Raw genomic sequence first — 20425 nt, 5'->3', positions numbered from 1 at the left:
GCGCGGCAGCACGAGCAACTGCCAGCCAGCGTAGCCGCTGGCTTGAAACCCACTAAGTGAAAATGAAAACCAGGCTTACCCGCACCGGCGAGTAGGCGCAGGCGGAGGTGAAGTAGTTAGCTGGTAGCTACTTATCATGGTATTAAGCCGCGGGCGGGCCGCGCAGCGCCGTGCGCCGTAGCTCGGCGGCCGAGCACGCCAGCGTGGCTGGCACGGCCAGCGCCCGGTAGCGCCGCACCAGCCGGGGCGACGGCACCGCCACCGGTGGGGCAGCCTGAAAAGGTACCTCGTAGAACTGCTCGGTCTGGCAGTGCGTGTGCTTGGTGGTCAGCAGCAGCTTGCCCCGCACGGGTGGGCGCTTGGCGCGCGCGGGCTCCTCGGTGGTGTGCTCGTGGGCGTGCAGGGCCAGCACCCACGCCTCGGGCAGCAGCGTCCGCCCCAGGCAGAGCAGCAAGAGCAGGGCAAGGTAGGGGCGCAAAATGAGTCGCAACGCGGTAGCAGCTAGCTAAGGAAAAGCCCCGCAAGCGGGACGCCGGAAAAGGTGCGTGCACCAGAGCGCAAAGCTACTGCAAGCGGCCCACCGCTGTAGCTAGATTTGCGCAACAATGATGCAAATTTAAGAAGGTAATGGGGAAAGGTAGTCAGCACCGGCCCGCTGGCATTAGCTGCCTTCTAATGCAGCCCAGGCACAATTACATAAAACTCAGCAATGGAACTGTGTAATATGAAATATATCAAATAGTTTTGTAAAAAAAATGTCAGTAGCCAAGTGCCTGCTGCACGTAGTAGCTACTAAATACAGTTAACTGATTTTCTGCGATTTTTATTGACCAGAAAGGCTGTTTCCACGTAGCTAGGCCACTTTATTGCGTAAAAATTACGATACCTGCCGGTTTTCCCATGCTGTGCAGGCTAAGCTCTCCTCTACCTTCCAGTCGCTTTTAATGATTATTACGGACATCAAAGAGTTTCGCATTCAATACGATGCGCCGCTGCGGCTGCTGCGTGTTGAGTGGGCGGGGGGGCACGACATGCGCCGCCTGCGCCCGGCCCTCGAGCAGCTGCACCAATTGGCGCATGGCCTGGAGGTAACGCACGGGCTGCTGGCTTTTGCCAACCTGCCCGACATTTCGGCATACGACCAGATTTGGCTGGGCTCGCAGTGGCTGCCCCGGGCCGAGCGCCTGGCCATCCGGCAGGCCGTGCTGGTGCTCGATGCCAGGCAGATTTACAACCAGCAAGCTATCGAAACGCTGCTGATGTTCAGCCGCCCCAAGCCGGGTATTGATTTTCAGTTTTTTAGACAAGCCGCGACGGGTATGCAGTGGCTGGCCAACGACTCGCCCCGCCTGCCCCTGCTATTTGCCGAGTGGGCCGAGGCCTACGGACCGGCCCTGCCGGCTGACGATGCGGTAGCCGAGCCGCTGCCCCGCTACGGCCGCCCGCATTAGCCGCGCGGGGCTGCCAACCTGGCAGCCGCCGCCACCTTGGAACAGCCTTTGAAATAGGGGGCTGGCTGACAGGCGCGGCCTGTTAGTCAGCCTTTTGTTGTTTTTACTTAGCTCATTTTTCCGATGTCCGAAACCGGCTCCATCTCCATCCATACCGAGAACATCTTCCCGATTATCAAGAAGTTCTTGTATTCTGACCACGAGATTTTTCTGCGCGAGCTGGTCAGCAACGCCGTCGATGCCACCCAGAAGCTCAAGAGCCTGGCCGCGCTGGGCGAGTACAAAGGCGAGCTGGGCGAGCTGAAAGTGCGCGTGACGGTAGACAAAGACCAGCGCAAAATCACGATTTCGGACCACGGCCTAGGTATGACGGCCGAGGAAATTAAGAAGTACATCAACCAGATTGCTTTCTCCGGCGCCACCGAGTTTGTGGAGAAATACAAGGAGAAAGATGCGCAGGCCAAAGACCAGATTATCGGGCAGTTCGGCCTGGGTTTCTACTCGGCCTTCATGGTGGCCAAAGAGGTAGAAATCTGGTCGCAGTCGTACAAAGAGGGCGCCCTGACCGCGCACTGGACTTGCGACGGCTCGACCCAGTACACTATCGACGAGCCTACCGGCGAGCACGCCAAGGCCGAGCGCGGCACCGACGTGGTGCTGCACGTGGCCGAAGACTCGGATGAGTTTTTGGAAGAGGCCCGGCTGCGCACCATCCTCACCAAGTACTGCAAGTTCCTGCCCATTCCGATTGAGTTTGAGGGTGAGCTGATTAACGACACCACGCCCATCTGGACCAAGCAGCCGGCCGACCTGACCGACGAGGACTACAAGAAGTTCTACCGCGAGCTCTACCCGATGAGCATGGATGAGCCGCTGTTCTGGATTCACCTGAACGTGGACTACCCCTTCAACCTGACGGGTATTCTGTACTTCCCGAAGGTGAAGGACGAGTTGCAATTTCAGCGCAACAAGATTCAGCTGTACTCGCGCCAGGTGTTCATCACCGACGAAGTGAAGGACGTGGTGCCCGAGTTCTTGATGCTGCTGCACGGTGTGATTGACTCGCCGGACATTCCGCTGAACGTGTCGCGTAGCTTCCTGCAAGCCGACGCTAACGTGCGCAAAATCAACACATACATCACCCGCAAGGTAGCCGATAAGCTGGCCGAGCTGTTCCGCAAGGACCGCGCTGGCTACGAGGAGAAGTGGGCTGACATTGGGTTGTTTGTGAAGTACGGCATGCTCTCGGACGATAAGTTCTACGAGCGCGCCAAGGACTTCGTGCTGCTGAAAAGCGTGGACGGCACCCTGCGTACCCTCACCGAGTACACCGAGCATGTGCAGGCCAATCAGAAGGACAAAACCGACAACACCGTGGTGCTCTACACCACCGATGCCGAGGCGCAGCACGGCTTCGTGGCGGCGGCTCAGGAGCGCGGCTACGATGTGCTGAACATGGACCAGGTGCTCGACGCGCACTTCATCGGCCTGCTCGAGCAGAAGCTGGAAAAAACCACGTTTAAGCGCGTGGACTCGGCCACGGCTAGCCAGCTCATCGAGAAGGAAGAAGCCCCGGCCAGCGTGCTGAGCGAGGACGACCAGAAGAAGCTGGAAGAAGTATTTACGGGTGCCATCAGCAATCCCGCGATGCACGTGAAAGTAGCGGCTCTCTCGCCGCAGGATGCGCCGGTGGTTATCACCCAAAACGAGTTTATGCGCCGCATGAAGGACATGCAGCGCACGGGTGGCGGAGGCGGCATGCAGATGTTCGGCAACATGCCCGACTCGTTTGACGTGACCGTGAATGCCAACAGCCCGCTGGTAAGCAAGGTGCTGGCCGACGGTGGCGACACCATCGCCAAGCAAGCCTTCGACCTGGCGCTGCTGGCCCAGGGCCTGCTGAAGGGCGAAGCCCTCACGGCCTTCGTGAAGCGCAGCACCGAGCTGCTGTAGGCTACTGAGTGCTAACTTAGTATTGTTTTAATAATTGAACGCCCTTCCGGCCGTATAGCTGGAAGGGCGTTTTGCTTTTTTAACTAGTAAAGTAATTATGAAATATACTAGCTGTAGTAACTACTAGGAGTTAGTAATTTTTTCTCTCCAACCTTTTCCCTCCCAACCGTCAATTAGGTCGTCCCATTTTTGCTTTGAAACAGGATTTAGCCACTTGTTGAAGCCTTGATAATAATCGATTCCTTTGTGGCCGCAGTTATTTTGAATACTCTCAAACAAGCCAATAACTATGAATTCACCAACGTAGCTATCGCATTTTGAAAGGATTACTTCTACTTGTGTAAAGAATTTCTGAAAGAAACCTGTTTGTCCTGTTTGTATTTTGGCAATAAGAAATCTGGCAATTTCTGCTATGTCTAAGTAGTCCAATCGATTCGGAAAGTCGTCGTCATATTCTTCGAAAATGTATTTATCGAAGTGTTTTGTTAATTCCTCGTCAGTTGAAGTAAGGGCTAAAAAAACCTTGTTGATATGGTCCTGGCTAAACTCAATATTGGAAGATTGAGGTGTCATGGGGAAATTGTAGATAGTATTTAATTCGTTAAACTGTCTTCAGCCCTCAGTGGCAGGTTACTAAAATAGCCAAGGAGGCTGTATCGACGGAGTGTTACTGAAATTTGAGGCCAGTTATCGGCGAGGTAGCGCGAAGCCCGCTGGCTGAGCTACCTTGTTGCTATGAACCTATCCTTCCTTTTCCCCACCCTGCTCCTTGCCACCGCCGCCGTGGCCCAAGTGCCCGCCGACCTGGCCCACGACCGCGCCCACGTAGTCGGCGGAATGCTCCAGGGCAGCACTACCACTGGCATCCACGCCTTCAAAGGCGTACCTTACGCCGCCCCGCCGGTGGGCAACCTGCGCTGGCGCGAGCCCCAGCCCGCCGCCAAGTGGACCACCGTGCGCCCGGCCACGCAGTTCGGACCTAGGGCCATGCAACTGCCCTTGTTTGGCGACATGAACTTCCGCTCGAACGGTGTGAGCGAAGACTGCCTGTACCTGAACGTGTGGACCGGGGCCAAAACTGCCAGCGAAAAGCGCCCGGTGCTGGTGTACTTCTACGGCGGGGGGCTAGTGGCCGGCGACGGCTCGGAGCCGCGCTACGACGGCGAGAGCATGGCCCGCCGGGGCATCGTGGCCGTGACGGTGAATTACCGCCTGGGCGCGTTTGGCTTTATGGCCCACCCCGAACTGACCAAGGAATCGCCTCACCACGCCTCGGGTAACTACGGCCTACTCGACCAGGCAGCGGCCATTAAGTGGGTGAAGGACAATATTGCGGCCTTTGGCGGCGACCCGCAGCATATTACCATTGCGGGCGAGTCGGCGGGCTCGTTTTCGGTGAGCGCTCAAATGGCATCACCACTTTCTAAAAATCTGATAGCTGGTGCCATAGGCGAAAGCGGCTCGCTCCTAGGTCTGCAACCGCTGCCCGCGCTGGCGCAGGCCGAGCAGGCGGGTGCCGCCTGGGCTACCAGCCTAGGCGCGAGCTCGTTGGCCGCGCTGCGGGCGCTGCCGGCCCAGCAGGTGCTGGAGGCTAGTGGCAAGCCGGGTGCGCCGCGCTTTTCGGCCATTGTGGATGGCTACTTGTTTCCGCAGTCGCCCAAGGAAATTTTCCTGGCTGGGCAGCAGGCCAAGGTGCCGCTGCTGGTGGGCTGGAACTCGCAGGAAAGCGGCTACCAGGGCATCCTGGGCCAGGCTGCTCCAACCGTGGAGAACTACCGCGCCGCCGTGCAGAAAACCTTCGGCGACCGCGCGGCCGATGTGCTGCGCCTGTACCCCGCCGCCACCGATGCTGAGGTAGAGCAGGCCGCCACCGACCTGGCCGGCGACCGCTTCCTGGGCTACAGTACCTGGAAGTGGGCCGATGCGCACGCCAACACCAGCGGCCGGCCCGTGTACCGCTACTACTACGCCCGCCCGCGCCCGGCTATGACGCCCGAAATGGGCAACGCCACCGCCGGCCTGGCGGGCGGCGTCATTAAGGGTGACCCCAACGCCAAGCCTGCGCCGCCCGCCAAGGGCGCTGTGCACTCGGCCGAGATTGAGTACGCACTCGGCAACCTAGGCACCAATAAGGTATATGCCTGGACGCCCGACGACTACCAAGTGTCGAAGACCATGCAGGCCTACTTCGCCAACTTCATCAAAACCGGTAACCCCAACGGCGCGGGCCTGCCCACCTGGCCGGCCCTGAAGCCCGGCGCGGGTGGCCAATTGCTGCACCTAGACGTGCAAACCAAAGCCGTGCCCGACCAAACCCGCGACCGCTACCTGCTGCTAGAGCAGCTGGCGACGAAGTAAGCAGCAAGTGCCAGTAGGCTATGCGCGTGAAGGCTTGGTTGCTAAGATAATAGCAGGCTTTTAGAGCGCGAGCATAGAAAAAAAGGTATATCAAATTAGCTCCTCTTTCCGTATGATACTTCATGGAGCCCTCCTCTTTGACTGACGCAACTGAGCCCGATGAGCTGGCGCAGGTGCTGCTTGAGGTAGCCCCCGCGGGGATGATGTTGCTACGCCCCGTGTACGCGGCGGAGGGCGATGCTATCGTCGATGTAGCTTTTGAGTACCTCAACCCCATAGCGCAGCGAAAAACCCTGCTGCCAGCGCGACCTTCCGCCTCGTTGCGCACGCTGTATCCCGACGATGAGGGGCTGTTCGCATTTTACCGAAAAGCTTACCTCACTGGCGAGCGAACCGAGTACGAAGGCACCCGTGAGGTTGCCGGTCTGGTATTTGCCTACCGCCTGGTAGCGCAGCGGCAAGGACCTAGGCTGGTCGTTAGCTTCGTCACGACCACCGACCACCCCATCGAGGCCGTAGCCGAGCAGCTGCACGCCAGCTTGGCCCGCGAGCAGGCCGCCCGGCAGCGGGCCGAGCGCCAGCAGCAAGATGTGAACCGGCTGTTTGAGCAGGCACCCGTGGCCATTGCCGTGCTGCGCGGCCCCCAGCACGTGGTAGAACTCATGAACGAGGCCAACGCCACGCTGCTGGGCAGCACGCGCGAAAAGCTGCTGAGCCGGCCCATTATGGAGGCGCTGCCCCGGCTGCAAGGGCAGGGCTTCGACTTGGTGCTGCAACGGGTATTGCAGGGCGAAACCATTGTGTTTCGGGAGGTGCTGGTTGAGCTTAACCGCGCACACCTAGGGCAGCCCGACCGTGGGTACTACCACGTGACGTACCAGCCCTGGCGGGCCGAAGACGGCGAAATAGTGGGTGCGATAGCCGTGGCGATTGAAGTAACTGACCAGGTGCTGGCTCACCAGCAACTCGAACGCCTCAACCAGGAGCTGGAAGCCCGCGTGCAGGAGCGCACTGGGCAGGCCCACCGCGCGCAAGCCGAGGCCGAGCGCCAGCGCGGCCGTATGGCGCAGCTCATTGCCGAGGCCCCGGCCGCCATCTGCGTGCTGGCGGGGCCCGAGTTTGTGTACGAGCTCGTTAACCCGCGCTACCAGGCACTGTTTGATAACCGCACCTTGGTTGGGCGGCCCATCCTGGATGCGGTGCCCGAGTTTGCGGGCCAGCCCGTGTGGCATGGCCTGCGCGGGGTGTACGAAACGGGCCGCACGCACCTGGCCGATAGCAAGGAGGTGCCCGTGACCCGGCCCGATGGCGTGGTGGAGGAACGCTACTTTACCTACATCGAGCAGGCCCGCCACAACGAGCGCGGCGAAATTGACGGCGTCTATGTATTTGGCTTTGAAGTGACGGGCCAAGTGCGGGCGCACGAGCAGGTGCAGCGCCTCAACGAAAAGCTGACGGCCGCCAACCAAGAGCTGTGTGCCGCTAACAAGCAGCTCATGCGTACCAACATCGACCTCGACAACTTCATTTACACGGCCTCGCACGACCTCAAAGCGCCCATCACCAACATCGAGGGCCTGCTGATTTTGCTGAAGAAAGCCCTGCCCGCCGCCGTGCGCGCCGATGGGCTGGTGGCCACCACGCTCGACCGCATGCAGGGGGCGGTAGAGCGCTTCACGCGCACCATCGGCCACCTCACCGACGTCACCAAGCTGCAAACCGAGTTTGCCCAGCCCCCCGTGACGCTAGCGCTGGCCGAGGTAGTAGAGGAGGTGCGCCAGGACTTGCTGCCCCAGCTCACCGAGGCCGGCGCGCAGCTCGACGTAGCAGTAGCCGACTGCCAGCCGCGGGTGTTCTCCGAGAAAAACCTGCGCAGCATCGTTTACAACCTAGTCAGCAACGCCCTGAAGTACCGCCACCCCGGCCGGCCGCCTCACATCCATTTCACCTGCGCCACCGAGGGCGACCAACTCGTGCTAAAAGTGCAAGACAATGGCCTGGGCGTGAGCGAGTGGCAGCAGGCGCGGCTGTTTCAGCTGTTTCAGCGCCTGCATACCCACGTCGAGGGCTCGGGCCTGGGGCTGTACATGGTAAAGAAGATAGTGGAAAACGCGGGCGGCACCATCGCTGTGGAAAGCCAGGTAGAGGTGGGCACCACGTTTAGCCTCCGCTTTCCGGCCTAGGGTAGTCTTGCTTGCTCGGATAACCCCGATGGCGCGGGGCTGTGCCCCGTGCCTGCTAGTGGCAGGCCGCTGGCCTGCTTGCGAGGAGTAGTAAGCAAAGAGCAATACGAGCCCTGACGTGCCGGCCGGATGCCGGCCAAATAGTGAACACGGGGCACAGCCCCGCGCCATCGGCTCAATGAGCTTACCGTAGGCGAGCGGTGTCGGTAAGAGTGACCAAAAACGCTTTGAGGTCGGCCACGTCGCGGGTAGAAAGGTGCAGTTTGTCGGGCGGCAGGGTCTGGTTCGCGACTTGGATGCCCTGGCCCACGCCGCCGCCCTCGTTGTAGAACGCGATGACTTCCTCTAGGGTGCGGAACTGGCCGTTGTGCATGTAGGGCGCGGTGAGGGCCACGTTGCGCAGCGTGGGCGTCTTGAAAGAGTGGCGCAGCGGAGCCAGTTTGGTGAGGGCGTAGCGCCCTAGGTCGGGGTCGAGCTGCCGGCTGCCAGGGCGCGTAGGCACGCCCAGCACCTCGGCCTCCGAGTCCTGGAAGGTGGGCGGCGCGGTGCCATTGGTGAGGGGCAAGAAGTGGCAGGTGGCGCAACGCGCCCGGCCCGCGTAGAGGTTGAAGCCGCGCACGGCTGCCGGGCTCAGGGCAGCGCCTTTTTCGCCGCGCACGTAGCGGTCGAAGGGCGCGTTGAGGCGCACGAGGCTGCGCTCGTAGGCGGCCAGCGCGTTTTGGATGCGGACGGGACTCACAAGCGGCGCCCCAGCCTCGGTGCCAGGAAAGGCCTGGCGAAACTGGGCGGCGTAGCGCGGCTGCCGGGCCAGGCGGCCGGCGGCGGCATCCAGCGAGCCGTGCATCTCGTCGCGGCTACCGACTACATCAATGGCTTGGTTTTCAAGATTAGGTGCGCGCAGGTCGTAGAACTGCCCGGCCTGAAGCGCGGCGTTGAGGATAGTGGGCGTGTTGCGCCGCAGCGTGCCGCCGCTGAGCGTAGCGCTCAGGGCCAGCCCATCGGTGAAGGCGTGGCCCGGCTGGTGGCACGAGGCGCAGGAGCGGCCGCCGTTGCCGCTCAGCACGGGGTCGTGGAAGAGGGCGCGACCTAGGGCCACTTTGGCCGGGTTACTGAACCACTGCCGGTTGCCAGTGTAAAAATCAGGGTTGAATGCGCCCGTGTCAAACAGCGTGGCCGCATCGGGCCGCAGCGCCCGCAGCTCGCCCGGAAACGGCGCGATGCCCAGCTGCTTCTGTAAGGCCAGCAGGCTCCGCCCCAGCGGGTTGGCGTGGCTGCGGATAAACCCTAGGCGGTCGAACGCGGCAAAATCGGGCTGTCGGCGCAGGGCGGTGCGGGCCGCCGCCAGCCGGGCTTGCGCGGTGGGTGCGGCTGGCTGGCCAGCGGCGGGGCCAGCCGGGGCGTACAGCCGCAGCGGCGCTTCGAGCGCAGCCAAGGCGGCCTCGGCTTCGGGCAGGGTGGCAGTGGGGCACAGCGGCGTATCGAAGCCCGTGATGCCCAGCGCCACCACCCGAAACACTTGCTGCCGCAGCGCGTCGAAGACGTGGGCATCAGTAAACTCCTGGTCGGCCCATGAGAGCTGAAGCGAGCGCACTTGCCGCCGCAGGCGCACCACCTGGCGGCGCAGCTCGGTGCGGCTGGCCGTGTCCTGGGCGGCGGGGGCGGGGCTAGGGTACAGCAGTGGCTCAATCACCTGCAAGCCAGCCGGCTCAAACATTTTCGTTTCCTCTACTTCCACCTCGGCCACAGGCGCGCCATTTACCAGCCGGCTGGTAGCGGGCAAAAAATATTCGGTAAACGGCTCGACGCGCTTGTAGGCCAGCCGGCAGCGCCGGAATGCCTGCCGCAGCGAGTCGGTGGGCAGCGGCTGCGCGGCGGGCCGGCGGCTCAGCGGCAGCAGCTCCTTATCAATGAGGGCCAGCAGCTGCCCTAGGTCGCGGGCCACGGCGGTTTTTACCTGGGCGGGGCGCGAGTGGGCTTGCTGAGTGGTTTGGCCGGTGGGGGCGGGTGGGGGAGTGGCCTGTTCGTCGGTGGCGGGCGTGCAATAAGTCAGCACGCTTGCTAATAGCAGAGTTAAGCTCAAAAATTGAAAAAGAGGCTGTTTCATAAAAGTGCCAAGCCGTGGCCGCTGATGGCTAATGCAGAAGCTAGGCATTTCTGCAATTGAAAAACGTTCGTCATGCTGAGCGCAGCGTAGCGGAGTCGAAGCATCTCTACCGCTTCATCCAAACCGTTCAACGAAGCGGTAGAGATGCTTCGGCAAGCTCAGCATGACAGTTAGTTGAGCTATCTGAACTTCAGCAAATAGCTCCCTAACAACAGCACCCCCCACCGGGGCCGGCGGAGGGTGCTGCAAAGGCCCTAGGCCCTGAAAACTACTTGGCTACGCCGCGCACGATAACGACCTGGCCGCCCTCGCTGTTGGTGTTAGAAGTAGCGCCCGAGCCGTCGGCGTTGCGGAACTTGGCATCCTGCCAGGTGTGGGGGTGAATGTTCACCAAGAAGGTGTTGGGCGTGTTCACGAGGTCGCTGATGTCGTACATCGCGCCGTATTCCCAGGAGCTTTTCTGCTGGTTGTTGCCGGGGTTATACTTGGCGTTGAAGGTGGCATCGCTGCGGCGGTGGTCCATTTCGAGCATGGCCTTGGCGCGTTGGCTGGGGTTGTTGATGGCCCACTGCCAGATGCGGCCGTCGTGGTTGTTGGCCACGTAGTACGAGTCGCCGTCTTCCTGAATGTAGACGTAGTTATCGGTCACGCAGATGTTGTCCGGGTTCACGATGTAGTTGCCGGGGTCGGTGGCACCGTCTACCACCACTTCGAGCTTGGCGGCGGCCGTGGGGTCGGTGGCGTTCAGGTTCAGCTTATACACGCGGCCCCACATGGTTTTGCCAGCCACGGGCGTGATTTTATCCGACGCGCTCACGCCGGTAGCCGTGAAGTAGATTTCGCGGTTGTTGGCGGCGCTGCCCTTGCGGTAGTCCAGGTCTTCTACGCGGGCCAGCTGCAAGGCATTGTTGGTCACCGAGAAAGCCGCAATTTGAGTGCCCGTCATGGTCGTCACGTTGGGCACTTCTACCCACTGCACGTCGTAGCTGGTGCCGGCGCTCATGTTGGTTTCAACGGGGTCGCCGTTGGTGCGCTTCATCATGTAAAGCTTGCCGTTGTCGAGGTCGCCGGGCGTGTTGCTCACGTAGAGCAGCACCTGGCCGTTAGAGTCGTCTTCGCCAATCACGATAACCGTTTTGCCGGGGTAGGCCTGCTTGCTGAGCGGCACGGCATTTTCCATGCTGGCCTTACCTAGGGCGGGCTTGCGGCGGCTCGAATTGCTCTTGTTGGCCGTGCCCAGCGGGTCGAGGGCGTGCACCATGCTCTCCGAGCCGCTTTCACCGGCCGTCAAGAAGGTGGGCATCGGGAAGCCGTGCTCTTCTGGCGTGGCCAGCGTGGCCGAGCACAGGCGGGTAACACCGCCGTTGTAGTCCAGAATATACTCGCCGCGCACCGGCTTAAAGGTACGGTCGAGGTACACGCGCGATACCGATTGCGAAATCTCGTGGTTATTAATCAGCACGTAGCCACCCTCAGCGGCGGGGTTTTTCAGTAGGCCAGCGCCGTCGGGCTGGGGCCCAAACACGAAGTTGGGCGAGCCAGCCAGCACGTCGTCCGACGAAATCAGGGGCAGGATTTGCAGGCTCTCGAAGCCCGACATGGTCTTCACCAACGACGGGGTCACAGACTGCGCCTTCAGCTCGATGGGGTTGGCGGGCTCGTTGTTGTCGTTGCCGCAGGCCGCCAGCAGGGGTAGCAGCCCGAGGGCCGCCAAGCGGGCCGAGCGAAGAAGAGTAACGTTGGTCATAAATAAAACGAGAAAAAACAAGGTTCTGACAGCCCCGCAAAATTCCTCGCTTAGTGTTACGCCAACGTCAAGCGCCAATTATGAAAATTTGATTAAGCTTCAAGTCGTTAAAAAAGCAATTCTATCATAGGCTTCGAGCGCTCATAAACCAGCCTGCCTCCTAGGTGCACAGCTGCTAGGCGGTATTGCAGCCAGGACAAGGGGCGCTGCCCCGCGCCATGGGGTATCCAGCGCCAAGTATTGTTAATGGGTAAACCTATCCAGTTGGCAGAAAAAATGCGGCCACTTGGTGCAGTTGGCCGCATTTTCGCGTTTAACCGTAATTGGCTGGGCGGTTATTTTTGCCCACGACCCCTAATTGCCTCTTCCTGATGCGTAAGATTTTCTTTGGTTTTCTGCTGTTTCTGGTGGTGCTGGTAGCGGCCGCCGCGCTGGCGCCCTTCCTTTTCAAGGACAAGCTGCGCGCGCTGGCCGACAAGCAGATAGCCCAGCGCGTGCGCGCCAAGGTGCAGTATAACCCCGCCGACATCGACGTGACGCTGCTCAGCACGTTTCCTGACCTAGGCCTGGATATCAAGAACCTGCGCGTGATTGGCGTCGATTCCTTCAGCCGCGATACGCTGGCCTACTTACCCCGCCTGCGCGTGGGCCTCGACCTGATGAGCGTTATCAAAGGCCAGCAGATTGACATTAAGAGTGTGAACCTCGACCAGCCCGACATCGCGGTGAAGGTGCTGAAAAGCGGCCGGGCCAACTGGGATATCATGATTTCGGACTCGGCCGCCGCCGCCGAGGGCCAGGATACCAGCGCCGTGAACCTCGCCATCCAGGGCTGGAAGATAGACAACGGCCGCCTGCGCTACGACGACCGCAGCATCCCCTTTCGGATGGATGCACGCGGCATCAACCACACCGGCAAGGGCGACTTTGCGAAGAACATCTTCGACCTGACTTCGAATACCAAAATCGCCAAGCTCACGGCTAATTATGCGGGCGTGGACTACCTCACCGACAAGCAGGTAGATGCTGACATTGCCATGGCGATGGACCTAGGCAAGAGCCTCTACACCTTCAAAGAAAACCAGGTGAAGCTGAATGACTTTCCGTTCAGCTTCGCGGGCGCCATTGGGCTGCCCAACGCCACGGACATCACCTACGACATCACCTTCAAGGCGCTGCAAACCGACTTTAAGAATATTCTGAGCCTAGTGCCGGGCGTGTTCAACGAGCAGTTTAAGGACGTGCAGGCCAGCGGCCAAGTCGCTTTTAACGGCTACTACAAAGGCGTGCAAAACAAGCTGCGCATGCCCGGCTACGGCGTGAACCTGACCGTGACCAACGCCCGCTTTCACTACCCGCAGCTACCTAGGGAGGCCAAGAACATCAACGTGGCGATGGTGGTGGATAACCCCTCGGGCTTTACCAACAACGTGAAAGTCAACGTGTCGAAGTTTCACCTCGACCTCGGCAACGACCCCGTGGATGGCAACGTGACCATCGACGGCCTGGAGCCCATGAAGGTGGACGGCCGCGTGAAAGCCAACGTGAACCTAGCCGAGGCGCTGAAGGTGTACCCGGTGGCCGGCATCAATATGCGCGGGCAATTCTTCGTGGATGCCGTGGCCAAGGGCATCTACTCAAAAACCCAGATGCCGGTGGTGAATGCGGCCATCAAGATGACCAACGGTTACGTGAAATCGAACCAGTTTCCGGCCCCCATTGAGGATATTAACTTGAGCGGCACAGTGGTGAACAAGACCGGGCAGGTCAACGACACCTACGTAAATCTGCCGCAGTTCCACATGGTGCTGGAAGGTGAGCCGCTCGACGGCCGCCTTGCGGCGCACAACATCAACTCGCCCATCTTCGACGCCAACGTGAAGGGCACCGTGGACCTCACGAAGATGACCAAAATCTTCCCGCTCGAAGGCATGACCGTGACGGGCCGCGTGAGCGGCGACATCGCCGCCGCCGGCAACATGGCCGACGTGGAAGCCGGCCGCTACCAGAACGTGAAAGCCAGCGGTGCGGTGAAAGCCAGCAACATCACGTACAAGAGCAAGGAGTTGCCGCAGGGCGTAAAAATCAGTAGCGCGGCCGGTACGTTCAACAACAACCAGATTACTATTCAGAGCCTGAATGGTACGGCCGGGTCTTCCGACTTTGCCGCCAATGGCACCATCAGCAACTACCTAGGGTACCTTTTCACGCCCGGCCAGCCGCTGCGCGGTACGATGAATGTGACCTCGCACAACTTCAACGTCAACGAGTTTATGGTGGACCCAGTGAGCGAGAAGCCCACCGCCGGCGCCGTGAAAGCCGCCCCCGCCAAGGCCGACGGCGTAGTGCCGATACCCAAGTTCTTCGACCTCGTGCTGAATAGCAAGGTCGATAACGTGACCTACGACAACCTGAAGCTGCAAAATGCCAGCGGCACCGTGACGGTGAAAAATGAGGTGGCGACGCTCAAAAATCTCACCTTTAATACCCTAGGGGCCACCTTCGGCACCACGGGCAGCTACAACACCCAAGACCTGGCGCACCCTAAGTTTGACCTGGGGCTGGACATCAAGCAGCTCGATTTCCAGAAGGCATTTAGTGCGTTTAACACGGTGAAGGCGCTGGTGCCGCTGGCTTCCACGGTACAGGGCGTGTTTAATACCAAATTTTCGGCCAGCGGCGAAATGGGCCAGGACATGCTGCCCAAGCTGAGTACCCTGAGCGGCAGCGGCTTGTTTGACATCGTGAAAGCGGCCGTGCTGCAATCGCCCACGCTCACCCAGATTGCCAGCCTCACGACCTTGCCCGAGCTTAAAAACCTGCAAGTGCTGAACCGCGAAGTGAAAGCCCAAATCGTGAACGGCAACCTCGTGGTGCAGCCCTTCGACCTGACGGTGGGCGACGTAAAAATGACCCTAGGTGGCTCGAACAGCCTGCAAGGCATCTTGTCCTACGTGGCCGCTATCAACGCACCTACGGGCAAGCTCGGCTCGGCGGTGAGCAGCAAGCTGACCCAGCTGACCGGCGTGCAGAACATCCAGGGCACCGACCGCGTGACGCTGGGCCTCAACATTGGCGGCAACATTGCTAGCCCCAGCGTGAAGCTGACCAGCGGCAGCCTCAAAGACCAAGGCAAAGCCATTGTGACCAACGTGGTGAAAACCAAGCTCACCAATACCCTGCTCGACCTCGCCAACAAGAACCGCGCAAAAACCGACAGCACCCAAAAGGCTACTGCCATCACCCAGCAAAATGCCCAGGAGCAGCTCAACCTGGAGATTCAGAAGCGCAAGATGGAAGCCCAGGAGAAGGCCAAGCAGGCCATCGGCAAAGGGCTGAATAGCCTGTTTGGTGGCCCGCGCAAGGCTACGCCCGCTCCCGCGCCGGCTACCACGGCCCCAGCTGATACGACTAAGAAATAAGGCTTTTTTTATGGTAGTTAGAGGCCCTATTCTCGCCTGAGAATGGGGCCTTTTCGGTTCGCCTTGCGTGAGTGCCTCACCGATACATAAATACCGTAAAATCTCCCTCCCAATACCCGTCCAGTAAAACTACCCGAGCGCCCAGCGTCTCGCAAAAAGCCTTAATAACCATAGGCTCATAAGCCGCTAAAGAGCCATTGCTCGGCTGCTCCGCGCTGAGCAGATTAAACCCCAGGCCTAGCCGACAACTGGCATATAGCTTCTCAATGGCCTGGTAGATGAAGCGAGAGTGGCGCTGGCGGTAGTTGAGCGCGCCGCTGGCCAGCACGTAGTCGTGGGGCGGCAGCGGCGCGCGCAGAAAGTCATCGCGCCGCAGTACCACGCCGGGGGCGTGCAGGTAGCGGGCGCGGGCCACGTCGAGTAGCTCGGGCATCTGCTCAACGCCGGTGTACTGCACGTTGGCAAAGCGCTGATGCAGATACGGATATAAATCGGCGTAGCCGCAGCCCACGTCGAGCACCGAGCGGTGCGATAAGTCGCCGATTTGGGCCAGGGTGCGGAAGCGGATTTGCTGGCCCTCGGGGTGCCAGCCCAGCGCGCCGGGGCTGCCCGTGCCAAACTCCTGGATGCGGGCGCGGTGGTAGCGAAAAACGGCTGCCGTGTCGAGCAGCCGGCCAAAAGGATTACGCATCAAATTAAACTAATTGCCGCGCCCGTGCCTTAACCTGTGCGGCAGCGTGCCCCTCAGCCACGTGCTGGCTTAAGCCGCGCCGAAAGGCCAGATGACCGTGCGCGCGAGCGCGAATGAAATAAGCAGCAGGCCGGGCGAGCGGGTAGGCAAGCTATACCGGCCGCGCCCCTAAAAGTTGGCCCTACCCGCTGGCGGGTAGGGCCTTGCCGCGCCCGCCCGGCCAACTGCTAACTAGCTCGCCCGCCTGCCCAACGAGCAACATAGCTGAGCCGTACAACCACCCAGAAATATGAGGCTGCGCACAAAAGCACTTGTTTTTTGCCGATTCGTGATAAATTTGTGGTAAAATTCATTATTTCTTCATTTTTAATTTTAGCCTCTAGCGGTTCTTTTCCGCTTCTTCTTCCGCTCGGTTAAGCGCACTGATTTTAGCCCTCTTACTTTCTTATATGGCCCATCACGCTACGGCCGGCTTGCCGCCGCCTACCCCCTGGCAACGCCTCACCCGCATGCTCGACACCGAGCGCGAAACGATTCGCTACATCATTTTTTACGCTACCCTCACGGGCCTCATCAGCTTGTCGCTGCCGCTGGGCACGCAGGCGGTATTCAACCTGGTTTCGACGGGGGCGGTGTTCAGCTCCACCTACATCTTGGTGGCGGTGGTGGTGGGTGGCGTGCTGCTGGGCGGCATTTTGCTGGTGGGCCAAATGACCTTGGTCGAGGCCATCGAGCAGCGCATTTTTGCCAAAGCGGCCATCGAATATGCTTACCGGCTGCCGCGCATCAAGCCCGAAGCCCTGCACGGCCTGGACGCCCGCGAGCTGGTCAACCGCTTTTTCGACATCCTGACCGTGCAGAAGGGCCTCACCAAGCTGCTGGTCGATGTCATGTTCGCGGGGCTCCAGATTTTGATGGGCGTGATTGTGCTGTCCTTCTACCACCCCATTTTCATTGGGTTTGGGCTCTTCACCATCCTGGCCTTGGTTGGGGTGTATATGCTTAACTATCAGCGCGCCCTGCGCACGAGCATCGAAGAATCGGCCTACAAGTACGAGCTGGTAGCCTGGCTTGAAGAAGTGGCCGGCCGCCTCGACGAGGTGCGCGGCGACGACGCCGAGGAGCACAAAACCCTGGCCCGCGCCGACGAGCTGACCTCGGAGTACCTGCACGCCCGCAACTCGCATTTCCGCGTGCTCAAGTCGTACTACGCCTACGCTATTGCGCTGCGCACCATCCTCACGGCGGGGCTGCTGATAGCGGGCACGCTCTTCGTGGTGTCGCGCCAGATGACGCTGGGCCAGTTTGTGGCCGCCGAGGTACTTATCGTGATGATTAGCGGCTCGATAGAAAAGCTGATGACCAGCATCAACACCATCTTCGACGTGCTGACGGCGGTAGAAAAAGTGGCCGTCGTGACCGACCTGCCCATGGACGAGCACAAGAATTCCATTGCCTTCGAGAATGCTTAATATATCCAATCAAAGTGTTAGAGATGAGGTGTGGGAGCACGTGCCCCGGCAAACGCGCCCCGAGCTGCTGCGCACCTACGCCAGCCGCAAAATGGGCCGCGTGCTGCTGGTTATCGGCATCGCGTTTCTGATTATCCTGTTTTTGCCCTGGCGCCAAACCATTGAGGGCTTTGGCACGCTCACGGCCCTCACGCCGCAAGACCGGCCGCAAAACATTCAGAACCAGATAGCCGGCCGCATCGAGCACTGGAACGTGCGCGAGGGCCAGCTGGTACGCAAAGGCGACACGCTGCTGATGCTGTCGGAGGTAAAAGACGAGTACTTTGACCCCAACCTACCCCAGCGCCTGCGCGAGCAGCTGGCCGCCAAGCAGGGCAACGTAGTGGCCTACCAGGCCAAAATCGCCGCCACCGACCAGCAGATTGCCGCCCTGCGCGCCACGCTGGAAGTGCAGCTCGAAGCCGCTGCCAACAAGGTAGAGCAGGCCCAGAACTACCTCAACAGCGACCGCGCCGACCTGGTGGCCATCACTACCTTCTACGAAACGGCCAAAGCCCGGCTGCTACGCTACGAGGAAGGCTACAAAAACGGCCTGTTCTCACTCACCGACATCGAAACCCGCCGCCTCAAGCTGCAAGAAGACCTGGCCAAGGTAACTTCGCAGCGCAACAAGGTGAATACCAGCATCCAGAACCTGGCCAACGCCCGCATCGAGCTGGCCAACCTGCGCGCCAAGTACGGCCAGGATTTGGCCAAGGCCAACTCGGACCGCAGCACGGCCGTGGCCAACCGGGAAACCTACGAAGGCGAGGTAGCCGCTACCCGCAATAAAATCGCCAACGTGGCCGTGCGCCGCGACCTCTACATCGTACGCGCGCCCCAGACGGGCTACATCGTGCGCGCCCTCAAGGCGGGTATCGGTGAAACGATAAAAGAAGGTGAAAGCATTGCCACGCTCCAGCCCGAAGCCCCGGCGCTGGCCGCTGAAGTCTACGTGCGGGCCATGGACGTGCCGCTCATTCAGCGCGGGCGCACGGTGCGCTTGCAGTTCGAAGGTTTCCCGGCCATTCAGTTTTCGGGCTGGCCTTCGGCGGCGGTGGGCACCTTCGGCGGCGAGGTCACGGTGATAGACGTGGTGAACAGCCCCGGCGGCAAGTACCGCCTGCTGGTGCGCCCCACCCAGCCCATGGCCGGCGACAAGCCCTGGCCCCGGCAGCTGCGCGTGGGCTCGGGCGTGCAGGGCTGGGTTATTCTGGATTCGGTGCCCGTGTGGTACGAAATCTGGCGCCAGCTCAACGGCTTCCCGCCCACCCTCAGCAAAGAGCCCGACGTGACGCCTACCAAGGGCGAAACGGGCAAGGAGAAAGCCAAATAGTCGCTTATGCTACTGCATCTTTTTAATTTCACTACTTGGCAACGGCTGGCGCAAGCCTGTAAAACGGAGTGGCACTCCGTTTGGCGCGAGGTAGCGCCCAGGCGCGGAAACGGAGTGCCACTCCGTTTTACAGTTCTGCTGCTACTCCTCAGCCTCCCAGCATTTGCCCAAGACCCCCAGCTACCGGCCCGGCGCTCGGGCATCGAGCGTGCCCCGCTGCAAACCATGCAGCTCGAAGAAGTACGCCCGGCCGACACGGCCAAGGTGTTTTCGCTGCAAGACCTGGCCGAGCTGGTATTTGCCAACCACCCCATCGTGAAGCAGGCCGCGCTGCTCAGCGAAGAAGGCCGTAGCCAGGTGCTACAAGCCCGCGGCGGCTTCGACCCCAAGCTGGAAGCTGATTTTCACCGCAAGCTGTTTGGCGGCACCGAGTACTACAACAACTGGGGCAACCAGCTGAAAGTACCGCTGTGGCCGGGTGGCATTGACCTCAAGGCCGGCTACGACCGCTACGTGGGCGTGTACACCAACCCCGAAACCCGCACGCCGGTGATGGGGCTGGCCGGCATCGGGCTGTCGGTGCCCATCGGGGCGGGGCTCTTTATTGATGCCCGCCGCAGCACCTTGCGCCAGGCCAAGGCCCTGCTCTCCGCCGCCGAGGCCGACCGCGTGAAGCAGATAAACGAGGTGTGGCTGCAAGCCGCCAAAGACTACTGGAACTGGTACTACCAGTACCAGCAAATTCAGCTTATCCAGGAGGGCATCGCGCTGGCCAACCGGCGCTTTCAGGCCACGGCCCGCCGCGCCCAGATTGGCGACCAGGCTCCCATCGACTCGGTAGAAGCCCAGATTACGGTTCAGGACCGCCTGGTGCAGTCGACCCAGCTACAGGTAGAGCTGCTGAATGCCCGCCGGGTGCTGTCCAACCACCTCTGGAACAAGGATGGCCAGCCCGTGGAGCTGCCCGACTACGCTGCTCCCCAAACCCCCGTGCTCGACACCGTGAGCCGGGCCCAGTTTCAGCAGTTGGCCGACCAGGCGGCGGCCAACCACCCTACGCTGCAAAAGCTGGGGGCCAAAATAGCCCAGTACCGCATCGAAGAGCAATACCGGCGCGAGATGCTCAAGCCCAAGCTCAACGTGAGCGGCACGCTCATCAGCCAGGGTAATTTTTACCGCAGCGAGGTGCCCAGCTACTACAACTTCGGCATGGACAACTACAAGCTGGGCGTCGATTTCTCGTTCCCACTGTTTTTGCGCGCCGAGCGGGGCAAGCTGCAATACGCCCGCATTCAGCTCAAGGAGTTTGCCTACGAGCAGCAGCAGAGCCGGCGCACCATCGTCACGCAGGTCGGCAACGTGTACAACACGCTCAAGACCTACGAGCAACTACTGGCTTTGCAGGCGCAAACCATTAAAAACCAACGCATCCTACTACTGGCCGAACTGCAAAAGTTCGAGTTGGGCGAAAGCACCATCTTCCTCATCAATGCCCGCGAAAGCAAGCTCATTGACTTGCGAATCAAGCAGGAAAGCATGCGGTCCAGCTACGAGAAATACCGGGCCGAGCTCTACTACTACGCCGGCACCCGGTCGGTGAACGCCGAATAGACCGCAGATTCAAACGGATTAAACGGATTTCGCAGATACGCCCGCTGCGCGGGCTGAC

Annotated in this window: 13 protein-coding genes; 8 read left to right on the top strand and 5 right to left on the bottom strand. The window is 60.5% G+C overall.

Features of this window, described 5'->3' with window-relative positions; genetic code table 11:
* Positions 1-142: 142 nt before the first annotated feature.
* Entirely contained in the window at positions 143-478 is a 336-nt protein-coding gene (locus VFO93_RS14575) for a hypothetical protein (protein ID WP_325135122.1), read from the bottom strand.
* Between the two features lie 466 nt (positions 479-944).
* Here VFO93_RS14575 and VFO93_RS14570 point away from each other — a divergent pair, with 466 nt between their 5' ends.
* Positions 945-1451: a hypothetical protein gene (locus VFO93_RS14570; protein WP_325135121.1), complete on the top strand. Its 507-nt coding sequence runs from the start codon at positions 945-947 to the stop codon at positions 1449-1451.
* Between the two features lie 123 nt (positions 1452-1574).
* Positions 1575-3404: a molecular chaperone HtpG gene (gene htpG, locus VFO93_RS14565; protein ID WP_325135120.1), complete on the top strand. Its 1830-nt coding sequence runs from the start codon at positions 1575-1577 to the stop codon at positions 3402-3404.
* Between the two features lie 123 nt (positions 3405-3527).
* On the opposite strand, the gene VFO93_RS14560 is transcribed toward htpG, so the two are convergent.
* The gene (locus VFO93_RS14560) at positions 3528-3977 is read right to left on the bottom strand and encodes a DUF7674 family protein (protein ID WP_325135119.1); all 450 of its coding nucleotides are present in this window, start codon (positions 3975-3977) and stop codon (positions 3528-3530) included.
* Positions 3978-4139: 162 nt separating this feature from the next.
* Here VFO93_RS14560 and VFO93_RS14555 point away from each other — a divergent pair, with 162 nt between their 5' ends.
* Complete coding sequence (locus tag VFO93_RS14555) at positions 4140-5762, top strand: carboxylesterase/lipase family protein (RefSeq protein WP_325135118.1); 1623 nt, start codon at positions 4140-4142, stop codon at positions 5760-5762.
* A 137-nt stretch (positions 5763-5899) separates the two neighbouring features.
* Positions 5900-7945 (top strand): sensor histidine kinase, encoded by a 2046-nt coding sequence (locus VFO93_RS14550; RefSeq protein WP_325135117.1) that lies wholly within the window; start codon positions 5900-5902, stop codon positions 7943-7945.
* A gap of 184 nt (positions 7946-8129) precedes the next feature.
* Here the strand turns inward: VFO93_RS14550 and VFO93_RS14545 are convergent, their stop codons facing one another.
* Both VFO93_RS14545 and VFO93_RS14540 read right to left on the bottom strand, forming a co-directional pair.
* Positions 8130-9998 carry a cytochrome-c peroxidase gene (locus VFO93_RS14545; RefSeq protein ID WP_325135116.1) on the bottom strand — a complete coding sequence of 623 codons (1869 nt, stop codon included), beginning with the start codon at positions 9996-9998 and terminating at the stop codon, positions 8130-8132.
* Between the two features lie 319 nt (positions 9999-10317).
* Entirely contained in the window at positions 10318-11796 is a 1479-nt protein-coding gene (locus VFO93_RS14540) for an alkaline phosphatase PhoX (RefSeq protein ID WP_325135115.1), read from the bottom strand.
* A gap of 371 nt (positions 11797-12167) precedes the next feature.
* On the opposite strand from VFO93_RS14540, the gene VFO93_RS14535 reads away from it, so the two are divergent.
* Entirely contained in the window at positions 12168-15218 is a 3051-nt protein-coding gene (locus VFO93_RS14535; RefSeq protein WP_325135114.1) for an AsmA-like C-terminal region-containing protein, read from the top strand.
* A 76-nt stretch (positions 15219-15294) separates the two neighbouring features.
* Here VFO93_RS14535 and VFO93_RS14530 read toward each other — a convergent pair whose 3' ends face one another.
* The gene (locus VFO93_RS14530; protein ID WP_325135113.1) at positions 15295-15909 is read right to left on the bottom strand and encodes a class I SAM-dependent methyltransferase; all 615 of its coding nucleotides are present in this window, start codon (positions 15907-15909) and stop codon (positions 15295-15297) included.
* A 449-nt stretch (positions 15910-16358) separates the two neighbouring features.
* Here VFO93_RS14530 and VFO93_RS14525 point away from each other — a divergent pair, with 449 nt between their 5' ends.
* The 3 genes from VFO93_RS14525 to VFO93_RS14515 all read left to right on the top strand — a co-directional run bounded on the left by VFO93_RS14525 (position 16359) and on the right by VFO93_RS14515 (position 20367).
* Positions 16359-17381, top strand: coding sequence for an ABC transporter transmembrane domain-containing protein (locus VFO93_RS14525; RefSeq protein ID WP_325135112.1), 1023 nt, complete (start codon positions 16359-16361; stop codon positions 17379-17381).
* Complete coding sequence (locus VFO93_RS14520; protein WP_325135111.1) at positions 17374-18756, top strand: HlyD family secretion protein; 1383 nt, start codon at positions 17374-17376, stop codon at positions 18754-18756. Before VFO93_RS14525 ends, VFO93_RS14520 begins: the two co-directional genes overlap by 8 nt.
* A 114-nt stretch (positions 18757-18870) precedes the next feature.
* The gene (locus VFO93_RS14515) at positions 18871-20367 is read left to right on the top strand and encodes a TolC family protein (RefSeq protein ID WP_325135110.1); all 1497 of its coding nucleotides are present in this window, start codon (positions 18871-18873) and stop codon (positions 20365-20367) included.
* The last annotated feature ends 58 nt before the right edge of the window (positions 20368-20425 follow it).

Source organism: Hymenobacter sp., from assembly GCF_035709525.1.
Lineage (GTDB): Bacteria > Bacteroidota > Bacteroidia > Cytophagales > Hymenobacteraceae > Hymenobacter.
Note: the sequence above shows the minus strand (reverse complement) of the source record. Positions and strands in the feature narration are given on the sequence as shown.

Coding starts and splice junctions, on each gene's coding strand:
- VFO93_RS14570 (WP_325135121.1), top strand. CDS start 945: ATGATTATTACGGACATCAAAGAGTTTCGCATTCAATACGATGCGCCG.
- htpG (WP_325135120.1), top strand. CDS start 1,575: ATGTCCGAAACCGGCTCCATCTCCATCCATACCGAGAACATCTTCCCG.
- VFO93_RS14560 (WP_325135119.1), bottom strand. CDS start 3,977: ATGACACCTCAATCTTCCAATATTGAGTTTAGCCAGGACCATATCAAC.
- VFO93_RS14555 (WP_325135118.1), top strand. CDS start 4,140: ATGAACCTATCCTTCCTTTTCCCCACCCTGCTCCTTGCCACCGCCGCC.
- VFO93_RS14540 (WP_325135115.1), bottom strand. CDS start 11,796: ATGACCAACGTTACTCTTCTTCGCTCGGCCCGCTTGGCGGCCCTCGGG.
- VFO93_RS14535 (WP_325135114.1), top strand. CDS start 12,168: ATGCGTAAGATTTTCTTTGGTTTTCTGCTGTTTCTGGTGGTGCTGGTA.
- VFO93_RS14530 (WP_325135113.1), bottom strand. CDS start 15,909: ATGCGTAATCCTTTTGGCCGGCTGCTCGACACGGCAGCCGTTTTTCGC.
- VFO93_RS14525 (WP_325135112.1), top strand. CDS start 16,359: ATGGCCCATCACGCTACGGCCGGCTTGCCGCCGCCTACCCCCTGGCAA.
- VFO93_RS14520 (WP_325135111.1), top strand. CDS start 17,374: ATGCTTAATATATCCAATCAAAGTGTTAGAGATGAGGTGTGGGAGCAC.